We start from the raw sequence: 12,989 nt of genomic DNA, 5'->3' as shown, positions 1-12,989 counted from the left end.
ATTTAATCCGTAAATGACACCACTATTGCTTTATCCGCAGGTTCATATTTACAAAATACTTTTAAGTTCAAGAAAAATTCTACTGTTTTATTGATAGGCTTTCGTGGATCTTTTACAAATTCCGATAAACAATCTTCAAGCCATGCCAACCCTTTTTTTCCTGCTAACAGGTATGCAAAATATGACATCCTTGTATACTGCAGGCTATTCACATCGAGGTTTGTTATGAATTTATAAGTGAATGTGGCTTTCTTTACCCGATCTTCCTCGCCAAAGACATCAACGGAAGTCCCGTTATTGTCAACCCCTAAATAGTGTGGTTTACCGTTAACATCCGCCGTTTGCTTAAAAACCATCGTGCTGTCTGATGATTGAATTCGCATGATTAGGTGTGCCCGGCTTACCTGCACCCCCTCTTTTACCGTTGGAGGGTCGCCTTTTTCCTGGGCATTTGCGGCTAAAGACAATGTTGTTAATAACAACATTGTGAAAAATATCCTTAAAAATTTAGGCATCATACAGGTTTGAACTTTGAGCGACTAATATAATACCATTTCCAATTAATCGTTACATTTGGTATATCCGCATGAACAGATTCATTAAATACCTTTTAGCTTTTACCTTTTACCTTCTGCCTCTTTTCAGCAGGGCGGCCTCCCTCCTTATCCCGATGGATGAAGAGCAGAAGGACCACCTAAAATCGTACGGTATTGCTTTTTGGACGCTAAAGAACGGCGAAACTGTAGACTGGTTGCTGAACTATCGTGGTGGCAGCTTTATGATGAAGTATGATAAACGGCTGGAGGATGAGTGCAAGATCCGCGGGGTAAGCTACCAGGTTTTGGCAGATGCATCCGCCAACCAGATCTTAAACGAGGTAAGCGACCCATCCATAAATATGGACATTGTAAAGCTGGAGAAAGCGCCTAAAATGGCTGTCTATTCGCCCAAAAACAAACTACCCTGGGATGATGCCGTTACCCTGGTTTTAAAATATGCCGAGATCCCCTATGATGTAATTTACGACGAAGAGGTTATCCGCGGCGACCTGCCCAAATACGACTGGCTGCACATGCACCACGAGGATTTTACCGGGCAGTTCAGCAAATTCTACGGGGCTTACCGCTACGCGCAATGGTATGTGGACGATGTGAAGGGCCAGCAGGCGATGGCCGCTAAACTGGGCTTTAAAAAGGTATCACAAATGAAACTGGCCGTGGTAGAGCACGTGCGTGATTTTTGCGCGGGCGGGGGCTTCCTGTTCGCCATGTGCAGCGGTACCGACACCTTCGACATTGCGCTCGCCGCCTCAAAAACGGATATCGTAGAAAGCATGTTTGACGGCGACCCTACCGACCCGGAGGCGCAATCTAAGCTTGATTTTACGCAAACTTTCGCTTTCCAGAATTTCACTTTAGACCAAAACCCTACGTCGCATCAGTTTGCCAATATTGATGTTACCCCCGTTAGGCAGGTAGAACGCAACCGCGACTTTTTTACACTGTTTGATTTTTCGGCCAAATGGGATGTGGTACCCAGCATGCTAACGCAAGACCATGATAAAGTTATAAAAGGTTTTATGGGGCTAACTACAGCCTACAATAAAAGTAAACTGAAGCCCGGCGTTACCATTATGGGCGAAATGAAAACCGCCAACGAAGCCCGCTACATCCACGGCGAATACGGCAAAGGCCAATGGACCTTTTATGGCGGCCACGACCCCGAAGATTACCAACACGCTGTTGGCGACCCTCCAACCGATCTTAAATTACACCCAAATTCGGCAGGATACAGGTTGATACTAAATAACGTGTTGTTCCCGGCGGCAAAGAAGAAGAAACAGAAAACGTGATCTTTGAAGTGCGGAGAGCGAGGATTCAGACCGATCTGCACTTTACGCACTCCGCTTCTAACACCCGCACCTATTATTAACACATCATTTAATTTAAGTTTTCTTGTAACATAATTAAAAAACTGATACCAATGCTGTGTAATTGTTTATAGGGTGAAAAATAAAGAGTCCCGGTTTATAGAGTCGATTGAAGAGCATAGGGCAATGCTTTCTAAAATATGCCGGATCTACCAAAATGATGCCGCAGACCGCGACGACCTGATGCAGGAAATAATATTGCAGCTTTGGTTGGCTTTCGATTCTTTTCAGGGAAAAAGCAAACTCAGTACCTGGATGTATAGAGTATCACTAAATACCGCCATCGTGTTTTTTAAAAAACAAAAGCGAAAGCCGGATAGCGAACAATTGCCCGACAATCTTGACCACTTAGAAGCTGAGACATCGGACACCTTTAAAGACGAACAACTCACTCTTTTATACAAAGCGGTACATCAACTTAACAAAGTTGAAAAAGCACTGATATTTTTATATATGGAAGATCAGCCTTATGAAGACATCGCTCTTAATCTCGGCATAAGCGAAATTAATGTAAGAGTGCGCCTTAACCGCACTAAAAACAAACTTAAAGAAATAGTAAAAAGCATGAATTATGAATATAGATGATTTAAAAGACGCCTGGAAAAATGAGGAGCCGGGCGCTGTTCATTTACCAATAAATGATGCCATTAATGGAAAAACAACCTCTGCCGTGAACAGGATTCGCAGAAATATGAAAACGGAGTTTATCGCCACGCTGTTATCCTATATTATTTTTATATGGTTCTTGTTTTTCAGGGACACTGATGCCTTCTTATTTAACATTACCAGCCTTCTGTTTTTTACGATGGTGGTTTTAAATACATATTACTTTTTCAAATTCTATGTTTTTTACTGCTCTATAAGCAAGTATGGCTCCAGCCTAAAAAATAGCATTACCAAAATGGCGTATGAGTTAGAACTTAATATTGAGATCTATAAAGCATACAATTTTTGTGTAACTCCTATAGCCATAATGGTGGCAATTGGTATGGTTTGCGGTAAACATGCATCAGCCTATGTTTTACAGGGGCTTACAGGCTCACACAACGTAACCGCACACTTGCTGATCATGCTTGGTATATTGCTTATCAGTTTTGCAGGTACATATGTCCTTATCAATCTACATATTAAATCTAAGTACGGTAAGTACCTTAAAGAACTGAAATCGATCATCAATGATTTAGTCGAAGATGCTGGTTAAACAAACCATGCTGTAGCCTAAAACACCGGATGCCAAATTTTCGTTGAGCTACCTTCTTATATTAAGTTCTACTTACGAATACTGCACTAATTATAAAATGTCCAAGCTACGCCGAATTTTAGCATTTTATCCATCTGCGGATAGCGGTTTACGGTGTAAAAACCATTGGTGAATAAGCCCTGGTTTACGTAATCGTATTGGATAAACAAGTTTGTTTTCTCGAGTGTTGCCTTAAAAAATATGGTAGCAATTGGGTATGAGGTGAAAGTAACATCTGGCCCGTTGTAAAACTGACCAAGGCCAACCGCGTAAGATGGTGCAAGGTACGGGCTATTGTAACGCGCGCTTACCCCAAACTGCGAATTTAACACATGGAATAGGTTTGCACCATAATATAAACTGCTGTAAGTATAAACCTCTGGCGTGCGTAAAATAGCGGCGTTATCTGTTTTTTGGTAAACAACATAGTTATCAAAGTGGAACTTGCGCCACTCCAGGTTTTTACCAATACTAACTTTAAGCATGTTGATGGTAGAGCCATACTGCCTCGGGCTGGCATCTATCCCGCCCGGTTGCGCCGCAAAGTACAGGTAATCGGTTATCAGGAAATATTCGGCTTTCAGATCCACCTGCAACATATCGTTCACATAATTAAATGACAGGTTGGTAGTTTTTTGGTTACTAAATTTATTGTTAAAAATATAATGGTTAGAGATCCAGTTGGTGTAAACCAACCCCGGCGAACTGCTTTGCAGGTATGCACCTAAAACAATGCGCCCTGCCTTTTGCCCGCCTGCAAGGCTAAGCTTTGCATCATACAAAAGGTCGCCAAAGTTACGGCCCTGTACTATCTGGCGCAAGTCGGCATCCAGCACAATGCGGTCGCTAAATTTATAACCCAGCTTTCCTTTAAGTGTAATATTCTGGAAACTTTCGTTCTGCACCCTTGATGGCTTTACTTCTTTGTTACCAAACTGGTTAATAAGGGTATCGGCAACAAACTGGCTTACCTTATAATAATCCTGGGTAATGCCAACATCAAGTTTTAGTTCGTTCTTCACCATTTTTAAGGATTTGCCGCGCAAGTAAAAGCTATACGAGAAATCATTTTGCAAATGCAGCACATTTAGCGAATCCCTTGACCGTGCCGAACTGAAATAATAATCGGGAAACACGCCATAGTTATCTAACCCATTTTGCAAGTAGTTGTATTTGCGCTGGTTATAATAAAAAGTATAGGCAACACGCTGGGTTGGCAATACGGTTTTAGAAAAAGCCTTACCCTGGTTCAGACTATCTATATGCCCTATGTAATAAAATTGCTTTATATAAAAGCCGGCGCTTTTCCAATTGGCAAAGCTACCTGGCAGGCGCACAGGCTCGCCGGTTTTATCAAATGACGACGCTGTACTGTTAAAGATAGTATCTTTTAATATCGACCCCGTTTCTGGCGCCTTAAGGTTATTGAACAATACATTCGCCAGTAAATTATACCGCTTGTTAACGCTATGATACCAGGTAAAAAGGCCAAAGTTAAAGTCGCTTACATTTTGCGCCAGGATGCCGTTGGTGCTGTAATACCCCTTTGATCCATTAAAGTTCATGATGAGCCCCACGTTCCAGTTAGGCTTTACATTTTGGGTGTGCACAACCTTAAACAATTGCTCTTTTGACCCACCCAGCGAACTGAATAGCGACAACAGCGTGTATGGCGCCCGGGCATTAAAATAATTAATGTCTTGCGGGTTTACCATATAGGCATCCAGCGAATGCAGCCCCTCATCAAACCCAATGGTTTTACGGGGATTAAAAAGCAGGTCGCGTTGGGCAACACCAGGGTAGCCCAGGCTTATTTTGGGATTACGCGGCTGGTTTAGCGGGCTGTAATTTTCAAAGTTGACCAGGCCGGTATCCAGCGGGAAAAGCTGAATGCTATCCATCAATAAACGCTCGCTGGTAACCTTAATAAATTTGGAAGTGAATACTACCGAATCCTTACGGTTCTCTTCGCGCTTACGGATCGAATCGAGGTTTTGTGAGTCGCCACCGTTGGTCCTGCCGTTTTTGATCGTATCACGCTTATAAACGGGATCGCTTTTATTTTGACCGGGGAAGCGCGTGTTATTTATCTGCGCAAAAACACCCTGCACAGATGCGCAAAGCAATAAAATAAGTAAGTATTTAAGCTTATTCGTCATTAAAGCCCTGCTATTAATTCTTTAAGTATGGTGGTCAGTTTTGGTTCGGCCTCGCGTGCTACGGCCAATATTTCTTCAAGTAATATCGGTTTAAGCACTTCCGGGAAACCCTCATCTGTAATTACAGATATGGCAAAAACAGGAAGCCCCATGTGGTTCGCCACAATAACTTCGGGCACGGTGCTCATACCTACAATATCGCCGCCAATAATGCGCAGGTATTTGTATTCGGCACGTGTTTCTAAGTTAGGGCCTGTAACCGCAACATAAACTCCTTTATGGCAGGTAATATTGTTTGCTTTCGCGATGCCAAGGCCTTTTTCTACCAGGTTGTGGCGGTAGGGTTCGCTCATGTCCGGGAAACGGGGGCCCAATTCCTCATCGTTACGGCCGGTAAGCGGGTTTAGGGGCTGCAGATTGATGTGATCCTCTATGATCATCAGGTCTCCCTTTTTAAAATCGGGGTTAAGCGATCCGCTCGCGTTTGATACGAACAGCGTTTTGATTCCCAGCATTTTCATCACTCTAACCGGGAAGGTGATCTGCTGCATGGTGTAACCTTCGTAATAGTGCAAACGGCCTTGCATCGCAACTACTTTTTTACCGCCGAGTGTACCAAATATCAACTTACCGGAATGGAACTCCAGGGTCGACATAGGGAAATCAGGAATATTGGAATACATCAGTTGCTTTTCAACTTCAATCTCGTTCACCAAAGCGCCAAGGCCTGTGCCTAAAATTATACCAGCTTCGGGTTCAAAATCACCGATGCGTTTTTTAATATATTCGGTGGTGTTGCGTATGCTCTCTAACATAGTTTAATAATAATGTATCAAATTGCTGCTGCCCGTTATTTAAAAAGTTAACCCCTATTGGCTGTACCAAAATGGGCAGTTGCGCAAGGGCAGGCAACAACTCATGTACCCCTAAACGCTGTGCATCCTTTTCTGTTGTGATAATAACTTTTTTTTGTGATTTACAGGCAGAAAACTCACCCGCAAGTTTAGCGATATTTTTTAAGCTAAACTGGTGATGGTCGGGATAATTATGGTGGATAATATTTGCGGTTGATTGGCTAATATGCTGCACCAACGGTTTCGGGTTGGCAATACCCGTTAATAAAAACACGGTGGTATCGTCATAGATAACAACATCGGCCGGTTTACCCTGTATACCCTTCAATTGTTGGTAAGCTATCGACGTAAAAAACAACGGCTGCCAGTTTAAAGGTGCTATTTCATTGTAACATTTTGTCATCTGCTCTTCGGTAAGGTTGCCGGGGCATTTGGTCACTACTAAAATATCGGCACGCCAGCGCCCGCTAAAAGGTTCGCGCAGGTTACCTGCAGGGAGCAAGAACTTGGGCTGCTGTAAGTGGTTATAATCAAAAAGCAAAATACTAAGCCCCGGCTTTACCGCACGGTGCTGAAAGGCATCATCCAGTATCACCAAGTTATGACTGGCTTTAAGTTTATTGATACCTGCCACCCTATCCTCGCAAACGGCAACGGTAACATCCGGGAATTTATGCTTAAACTGCGATGGCTCGTCGCCTATTTGGGTGGCGGTGCTTTTAGCATCTGCCAAAACAAACCTCTTAGTTTGCCGCCCATAACCGCGACTAAGCGTGGCTAATTTATAATCACTCTTTAGCAGGCGCACTAGGTATTCGGTCATTGGGCTTTTGCCTGCGCCGCCAACCTCCAGGTTACCTACGCAAATCACGGGCAAATCAAACTGCTTGCTCTTAAACAACCCCGCATCATAAAACCAGTTACGGATGGTAACCACCAAACCATAAACCAACGAAAACGGTAATAAAAGCCAGCGCAGGTATTGCATAGATGGCGTAAAGATAGGAAAAGAGTTGTAGAGGATTATTGAGAGATTAAGTCTATAAGGAGTAAATCAGGGATACGCTCAAAGTGCTTTTTGTTTAATGTGGCGATAGGTAGATTGTTCCTCATCGCGGTCGCGGCTATAAATAGATCGGCAGTATCAATTTGTTTGCTTATTTGCTTTAGCTTATTATGAATAGATACAGCATGCTTTGCTGCAGCGGTGTCAAAACTAAGTACTTGTATATCGTGTAACAAATCATGCCAATATGCCCGCTGTAGTTCCGGCGCACCAGAATAGATCTCAAATTCGGTTACAACAGAGATACAAATTTGTAACCGGCATCGTATAAGGCCACCAATTTTGAATTAGATTTATTTGACTTACGAAAATGATCTATGAGGATAGAAGTGTCGATTAAAATTATTTTGTCCGCCATTGGTTAAGAGCTTTCCTGGTTTCTTCCATGGTTTTAGCTTGCTCATCAGAGATGGTAGGGCCGTTTACTAAAAGATCTCTAAAATGTACTTTATTAGAGTTCGCCGGCTTATCTTCCAATTCCTTTTTTAATTGCAATAGTTGGTCTTCTGGTAAATTTTTTACAATCTCTACCAAATCATTAAAGCCAATGTCGACCTGTATCTGCATACTCAAATTTACAAAATATATTTAATTTAGTTACTTATAAATCACCACTCATGAAATATCTCCTATCCATATCCCTACTCCTTTCCACCCTAACCACCTTTGCCCAAACGGACACCAAACTTACTTCCCTATTAAAATCGGCTACCAAAGGTTTTAACGGGGACGTTGGCATCTGCGTGCATAATTTAAAAACGGGTAAAACGGCCCAGATAAATGCTGATACGCTGTTCCCTACCGCCAGCATGATCAAAGTGAGTATTTTAAGCGGGTTGATGGATAAGATAGAGAAGGGCGAAATGCAGTACAACCAGAAATTGGTTTACCGCGATTCGTTACTGTATGCCGGCGAGGATCTCCTCGGCTCGTTTAAGGATAAAGACACCATACAGGTTAGCAAGGTTGCACTGCTGATGATCACCATGAGCGATAATACCGCGAGTGTTTGGTTGCAAAAACTGGTAGGCGGCGAGTATATTAATAATTGGCTGGATGCGAATGGTTTTAAAGTGATGAGGGTAAACTCGCGCATCCCCGCACGGCGAGCCATTTGGGAAAAGTATGGATGGGGCGTTACCACGCCCCGAGAAATGTGCCGACTGTTTACCATGATACGGCAGGGCAAGGTAGTTAGCCCGGCTGCCAGCGAGCGCATGAGCCGGATGCTTAACCGTATCTTTTGGGATAACACCGCGCTTTCGCAGATCCCGCCGTATGTGCAAACCCTATCTAAACAAGGGGCGGTGGATGCCTCGAAAAGTGAAACCGTTTTGGTGAATGCCCCGCATGGCGATTATGTTTTTTCCATCATCACCAAACACAATAAAGACCAGCGCTGGGTGGCAGATAATGAGGCCTCGTTGCTCATCAAAAAAATATCGGCCCTGTTGTGGTACTATTATGAGCCCGGCAGCAAGTGGAAACCTGCCACCGGTGTAGATAAATATATGCTTAACGAATAGTTATTTCAACAAACCAAGCAAACCGGGGATATCCAACTGATTTGTGTACATGGTAAGGTTTCCATGCTCGTCGGTAGGCCATTGGTCTTTAGGCCTGTCCCAATATAGTTCAACACCGTTACCATCCGGGTCGTTCATATAAATAGCTTCGGACACGCCGTGGTCTGACGCTCCGGTAAGCGGATATTTGGCATCTATCAGACGCTTTAATATATCGGCAAGATCTTTACGCTCGGGGTATAAAATGGCGGTATGATATAGTCCCGGCGCATACTCCGGCGCGGGCGAAGCCCCTTTGCTATGCCAGGTATTCAGCCCGATATGGTGATGGTAACCACCTGCCGAAATAAAGGCTGCCTGGTCGCCATACATGGTCACCAATTCGAAACCCAGCAGGTCGCAGTAAAAAGCCATAGACTTTTGAATATCGCCTACTTTTAAATGCACGTGGCCAATGCGGGTTTGGGTGGGGATCTTATAGTCGTTCATAGTCTTAGTTGTTATGTCGTAAAGTTACACGGTTATAAGGTTGTTTTTATCAAGAGCAAGTAAAAAGATGTTTAAACATTTACTTTAAGCCTGCACTAACATTTCCACTTTACAACGTTTCAACATAATACCCTACCTTTGCAGTATGATCATAAAATCTGCCGACTTTATTTGCAGCAATACCCAGGTATCTAAACTGCCACAACCGCTAAAGCCCGAATATGCTTTCATTGGCCGCAGTAACGTTGGTAAATCGTCGTTAATAAATATGCTGGTGCAAAAAAAGGGCCTGGCAAAAACATCGCAAACCCCCGGTAAAACACAGCTTATCAACCACTTTTTAGTGAACGACACTTGGTACATTGTAGATTTACCCGGTTATGGTTACGCCCGTGCATCAAAATCAAAAAAGGCCGACTGGAATAAATTCATTCAAAATTATCTTAATAAGCGCGAAAGCCTGCAATGCGTAATGGTTTTGATAGATAGCCGCCTCGAGCCCCAAAAAATAGACCTTGAATTTTGCAGCTGGCTTGGCGAAAAAGGCTTGCCTTTTGTTTTGACATTTACCAAGGCCGATAAACAAAGCAACCTTAAAACAGACCAAAATATCGCCAAATTCCGCAAGGCGATGCTGGACTTTTTTGAAGAAGCACCGCAGCACTTTGTAACTTCATCTGAGCTGCATACCGGCCGCGACGAAATTTTATCCTTTATTGCTAACATCAACAATAGCTTTGAAGTGCCCGAATTTGACGAAGAACACTACAAATAACAATGAAAAAATATTTCTCTCTCGTAACCTTTACGCATACCATATTTGCCATGCCATTTGCCTTTATCGGCTTTTTTTTGGCAGTTACCACTACCGATCATAAATTTGAGTGGCAAAAATTGGTGATGATGTTATTATGTATGGTTTTTGCCCGTAACTCGGCCATGGCGTTTAACCGCTATCTTGATAGGAATATCGACGCTAAAAACCCGCGCACCAAACAGCGCGATATCCCGGCGGGGAGGATAAGTCCTGCTGCCGCTCTTACCTTTACTTTGGTAAACTGTGGTTTGTTTATCTTAACCACATGGTTTATAAACCCGCTGTGTTTTTACCTGTCGCCAATTGCATTGATGGTGGTACTGGGTTACAGCGCTACTAAACGGTTCACCGCGCTTTGCCATATGGTATTGGGTTTGGGATTGTCGCTTGCCCCTATCGGCGCTTATTTGGTTGTGACTGGCGCATTTGCGCTAACACCTATTTTCTTTTCATTATCTGTACTTTGCTGGGTAAGCGGGTTCGATATTATCTACGCCTTGCAGGACGAAGATTTCGACCGCGATCAAGAACTGCATTCTATCCCTGCTTGGTTGGGTAAGGTAAATGCTTTAAGGTTATCATCTGTGCTGCATGTATTTTCGGCAGCGTTTGTGTTGATGCCTGTGTTTTATACCAATGTTGGTTTACTGTATTATATTGGTATCGTTTTCTTTTGCGCCATGCTTATCTATCAGCATACCCTTGTAAAACCAAACGACCTGAGCCGTGTAACTTTCGCCTTTATGACCACCAACGGCATTGCCAGCGTGGTATTTGCCGCCTTCTTTTTAATGGATAGGGTATGGATGCGCTAACACAAGCACAGTTGAACCAGTTTCGCGAGCGTATTACGCCTTATGTTAGCTTTAACGAGGCCGAGTGGATTGTATTCATCCAACATTTACAGGTAGCCAGCTACAAAAAGAAACAGCATTTTGTAGAAGCCGGCAAGGTTTGTAACTATTTTGGTTTTATCCTCAGCGGATCTGTACGGTACTACAATGTTATCGACGGGAACGATATAACGGGCTACTTCAGTTTCGAGAACGAACTGGCAAGCTCGTACAAAAGCTTCTTAACCGGCGAGCCTGCCATCAATTATATACAAGCGTTAGAGCCCAGCACCATCATCCTTATCAACAGGAAAAATATGGATGCCATGCTTAACAACCCCATGCTGGCTTACAAAATGGAACGCTTTGGCCGCTTGGTAGCCGAGCATTACCTGATGTGCTATGAAGACCGCGTAACTTCCTTCTTAACCGAAACGCCCGAAGAACGCTACCTGAAACTATTAAAAACCGGCAAGGATGTTTTACAGCGCATGCCGCAGCATTACGTCGCCAACTTTTTAGGCATCACGCCTGTGTCGCTTTCGAGGATCAGGAGAAGGATATTGGTATAAAAGGATTATTGATTAGCTTTATGATTTCAAAGTGCTATGAACTTTAAGAATCCATTTATAACAACATTAATATCCGGCATATTTGGCGGAGTTGCACTTATTATCTGGAACTCAAAAGAACGTGCAGATGGCAACACCCAGGGAACATGGCTGCTGTATATATTTGTTATCTCAATTGGTGTCGGTCTATTGTTAATTACACGTTTTTCCGACCATATAACGTATTGGGAACGCGTTAAACACGGAACATTCTCAGGTTTAATTACAAGCATACTATTTATATTATATGAAACAGTATTCACCAGTTTTCGTCAGCATACAGCCGGAGATCAGTTATTTCTTCTCTTTGTTACGATAGCAGCGTCATTTGTATTCAGTTTATTCTTTTCTCTTTTCATAAAAAAGCGTGCGGCGCGCTAATTTTCTTATCTTTTGTTAACGTTTTGATTTTCAAGGTTACAGTACATTTGTACTATACTAAAAACTAAAACATTATGCACACAATATTAGGAGCCGGCGGGCCGGTAGCAAACGCCTTGACACAAGAACTTTTAAACCATGACGAAAACGTTAGGTTGGTTAGTCGCCGCCCCGTAGATATAAATGGCAACAACCTTACCTGGCGCAAGGCAGATCTGCTCGACTATAAGCAGGTACAGGAAGCCGCACAGGGCTCAACCATTATTTACCTGTGTGCGGGTCTGGTTTATGATGCGGAGATCTGGCGCGAGCAATGGCCAATCATTATCCAAAACGTGATCAACGTTACCAAGGAGAATAACGCGAGGCTGATATTTTTTGATAATGTGTACATGTACGGGTTAGTTAACGGGCCAATGAAAGAGGATACGCCTTACAACCCTATCAGCGAAAAAGGCAAAATACGCGCCGCCATTGCCGATACCATTATGAACGAGGTGAAGGCTGGAACGCTAAATGCCACCATTGCCCGCGCGCCCGATTTTTATGGCACCACCAGCACCAATGCTTTTTTAGATATGATGGTACTATCTAAATACGCCAAAAAGCAAACCGCGCAATGGATGGGCGACCCAAACAACCTGCACAGCTTTATTTACATACCAGATGCCGGCCGCGCCATGTACCTGCTGGGCCAGCACCCCGAAAGCGATAACCAGATCTGGCCCCTGCCAACATCGCAGGTAATGAAGGGACAGCAGTTTTTAGAACTTGCCGCACGCGTCTACGGCGTTAAACCAAAATTTATGCGCGTGCGCAAATTTATGCTTTGGATCTTGGGATTATTTGACAAACTCATCGCCGGCACAGTAGAGATGTATTACCAAAGTGACCACGATTACATTTTTGATTCGGGCAAATTTGAAAAGGCTTTCAACTTTAAACCCACCAGTTACGAGGATGGGATAAGTGAAGTAGCGCGGACGATTTATAAACCGGAATAGCCTTTTCGCTTTGCGAGTTGACTCACCCCATACCCCCTCTCTGCTACGCAAAGACGGGGTTTCCTTCTTTCTTCATTTT

At 43.4% G+C, this 12,989-nt stretch carries 16 protein-coding genes; 9 read left to right on the top strand and 7 right to left on the bottom strand.

Features of this window, described 5'->3' with window-relative positions; translation table 11 throughout:
- Positions 1-2: 2 nt before the first annotated feature.
- Positions 3-518, bottom strand: coding sequence for a hypothetical protein (locus tag ACVW0P_RS18480; RefSeq protein ID WP_457133371.1), 516 nt, complete (start codon positions 516-518; stop codon positions 3-5).
- A gap of 152 nt (positions 519-670) precedes the next feature.
- Here ACVW0P_RS18480 and ACVW0P_RS18475 point away from each other — a divergent pair, with 152 nt between their 5' ends.
- From ACVW0P_RS18475 to ACVW0P_RS18465, 3 genes are all read left to right on the top strand, one after another.
- Entirely contained in the window at positions 671-1,852 is a 1,182-nt protein-coding gene (locus tag ACVW0P_RS18475; RefSeq protein ID WP_457133438.1) for an asparagine synthetase B, read from the top strand.
- A 153-nt stretch (positions 1,853-2,005) separates the two neighbouring features.
- Positions 2,006-2,515 carry an RNA polymerase sigma factor gene (locus ACVW0P_RS18470; RefSeq protein ID WP_457133370.1) on the top strand — a complete coding sequence of 170 codons (510 nt, stop codon included), beginning with the start codon at positions 2,006-2,008 and terminating at the stop codon, positions 2,513-2,515.
- The gene (locus ACVW0P_RS18465; protein ID WP_457133369.1) at positions 2,502-3,131 is read left to right on the top strand and encodes a hypothetical protein; all 630 of its coding nucleotides are present in this window, start codon (positions 2,502-2,504) and stop codon (positions 3,129-3,131) included. Before ACVW0P_RS18470 ends, ACVW0P_RS18465 begins: the two co-directional genes overlap by 14 nt.
- An 86-nt stretch (positions 3,132-3,217) precedes the next feature.
- On the opposite strand, the gene ACVW0P_RS18460 is transcribed toward ACVW0P_RS18465, so the two are convergent.
- The 5 genes from ACVW0P_RS18460 to ACVW0P_RS18440 all read right to left on the bottom strand — a co-directional run bounded on the left by ACVW0P_RS18460 (position 3,218) and on the right by ACVW0P_RS18440 (position 7,816).
- Entirely contained in the window at positions 3,218-5,329 is a 2,112-nt protein-coding gene (locus tag ACVW0P_RS18460) for a putative porin (RefSeq protein WP_457133368.1), read from the bottom strand.
- Complete coding sequence (locus ACVW0P_RS18455) at positions 5,329-6,144, bottom strand: purine-nucleoside phosphorylase (protein ID WP_457133367.1); 816 nt, start codon at positions 6,142-6,144, stop codon at positions 5,329-5,331. The genes ACVW0P_RS18460 and ACVW0P_RS18455 overlap by 1 nt, the downstream gene beginning before the upstream one ends.
- The gene (gene lpxK / locus ACVW0P_RS18450; RefSeq protein WP_457133366.1) at positions 6,107-7,171 is read right to left on the bottom strand and encodes a tetraacyldisaccharide 4'-kinase; all 1,065 of its coding nucleotides are present in this window, start codon (positions 7,169-7,171) and stop codon (positions 6,107-6,109) included. Before lpxK ends, ACVW0P_RS18455 begins: the two co-directional genes overlap by 38 nt.
- Positions 7,172-7,206: 35 nt before the next feature.
- Complete coding sequence (locus ACVW0P_RS18445) at positions 7,207-7,494, bottom strand: type II toxin-antitoxin system VapC family toxin (protein WP_457133437.1); 288 nt, start codon at positions 7,492-7,494, stop codon at positions 7,207-7,209.
- A gap of 97 nt (positions 7,495-7,591) precedes the next feature.
- Entirely contained in the window at positions 7,592-7,816 is a 225-nt protein-coding gene (locus tag ACVW0P_RS18440) for a hypothetical protein (RefSeq protein ID WP_457133365.1), read from the bottom strand.
- Positions 7,817-7,866: 50 nt separating this feature from the next.
- Here ACVW0P_RS18440 and ACVW0P_RS18435 point away from each other — a divergent pair, with 50 nt between their 5' ends.
- The gene (locus tag ACVW0P_RS18435) at positions 7,867-8,775 is read left to right on the top strand and encodes a serine hydrolase (protein WP_457133364.1); all 909 of its coding nucleotides are present in this window, start codon (positions 7,867-7,869) and stop codon (positions 8,773-8,775) included.
- On the opposite strand, the gene ACVW0P_RS18430 is transcribed toward ACVW0P_RS18435, so the two are convergent.
- Entirely contained in the window at positions 8,776-9,264 is a 489-nt protein-coding gene (locus tag ACVW0P_RS18430) for a VOC family protein (RefSeq protein ID WP_457133363.1), read from the bottom strand.
- Positions 9,265-9,409: 145 nt separating this feature from the next.
- Between ACVW0P_RS18430 and yihA the strand changes: the two genes are divergently transcribed.
- The 5 genes from yihA to ACVW0P_RS18405 all read left to right on the top strand — a co-directional run bounded on the left by yihA (position 9,410) and on the right by ACVW0P_RS18405 (position 12,910).
- Complete coding sequence (gene yihA / locus ACVW0P_RS18425; RefSeq protein WP_457133362.1) at positions 9,410-10,039, top strand: ribosome biogenesis GTP-binding protein YihA/YsxC; 630 nt, start codon at positions 9,410-9,412, stop codon at positions 10,037-10,039.
- A 2-nt stretch (positions 10,040-10,041) separates the two neighbouring features.
- Positions 10,042-10,896 carry a UbiA-like polyprenyltransferase gene (locus ACVW0P_RS18420; RefSeq protein ID WP_457133361.1) on the top strand — a complete coding sequence of 285 codons (855 nt, stop codon included), beginning with the start codon at positions 10,042-10,044 and terminating at the stop codon, positions 10,894-10,896.
- A complete protein-coding gene (locus tag ACVW0P_RS18415) occupies positions 10,884-11,486 on the top strand; it encodes a Crp/Fnr family transcriptional regulator (RefSeq protein ID WP_457133360.1) in 603 nt (200 codons plus the stop codon). Before ACVW0P_RS18420 ends, ACVW0P_RS18415 begins: the two co-directional genes overlap by 13 nt.
- A gap of 36 nt (positions 11,487-11,522) precedes the next feature.
- Complete coding sequence (locus tag ACVW0P_RS18410; protein WP_457133359.1) at positions 11,523-11,906, top strand: hypothetical protein; 384 nt, start codon at positions 11,523-11,525, stop codon at positions 11,904-11,906.
- Positions 11,907-11,980: 74 nt separating this feature from the next.
- Positions 11,981-12,910, top strand: coding sequence for an NAD-dependent epimerase/dehydratase family protein (locus ACVW0P_RS18405; protein ID WP_457133358.1), 930 nt, complete (start codon positions 11,981-11,983; stop codon positions 12,908-12,910).
- Positions 12,911-12,989 lie beyond the last annotated feature (79 nt).

Source organism: Mucilaginibacter sp. UYNi724 (assembly GCF_054057495.1).
The sequence above is the reverse complement of the archived record's forward strand: the minus strand, read 5'-3'. Positions and strand labels throughout refer to the sequence as shown.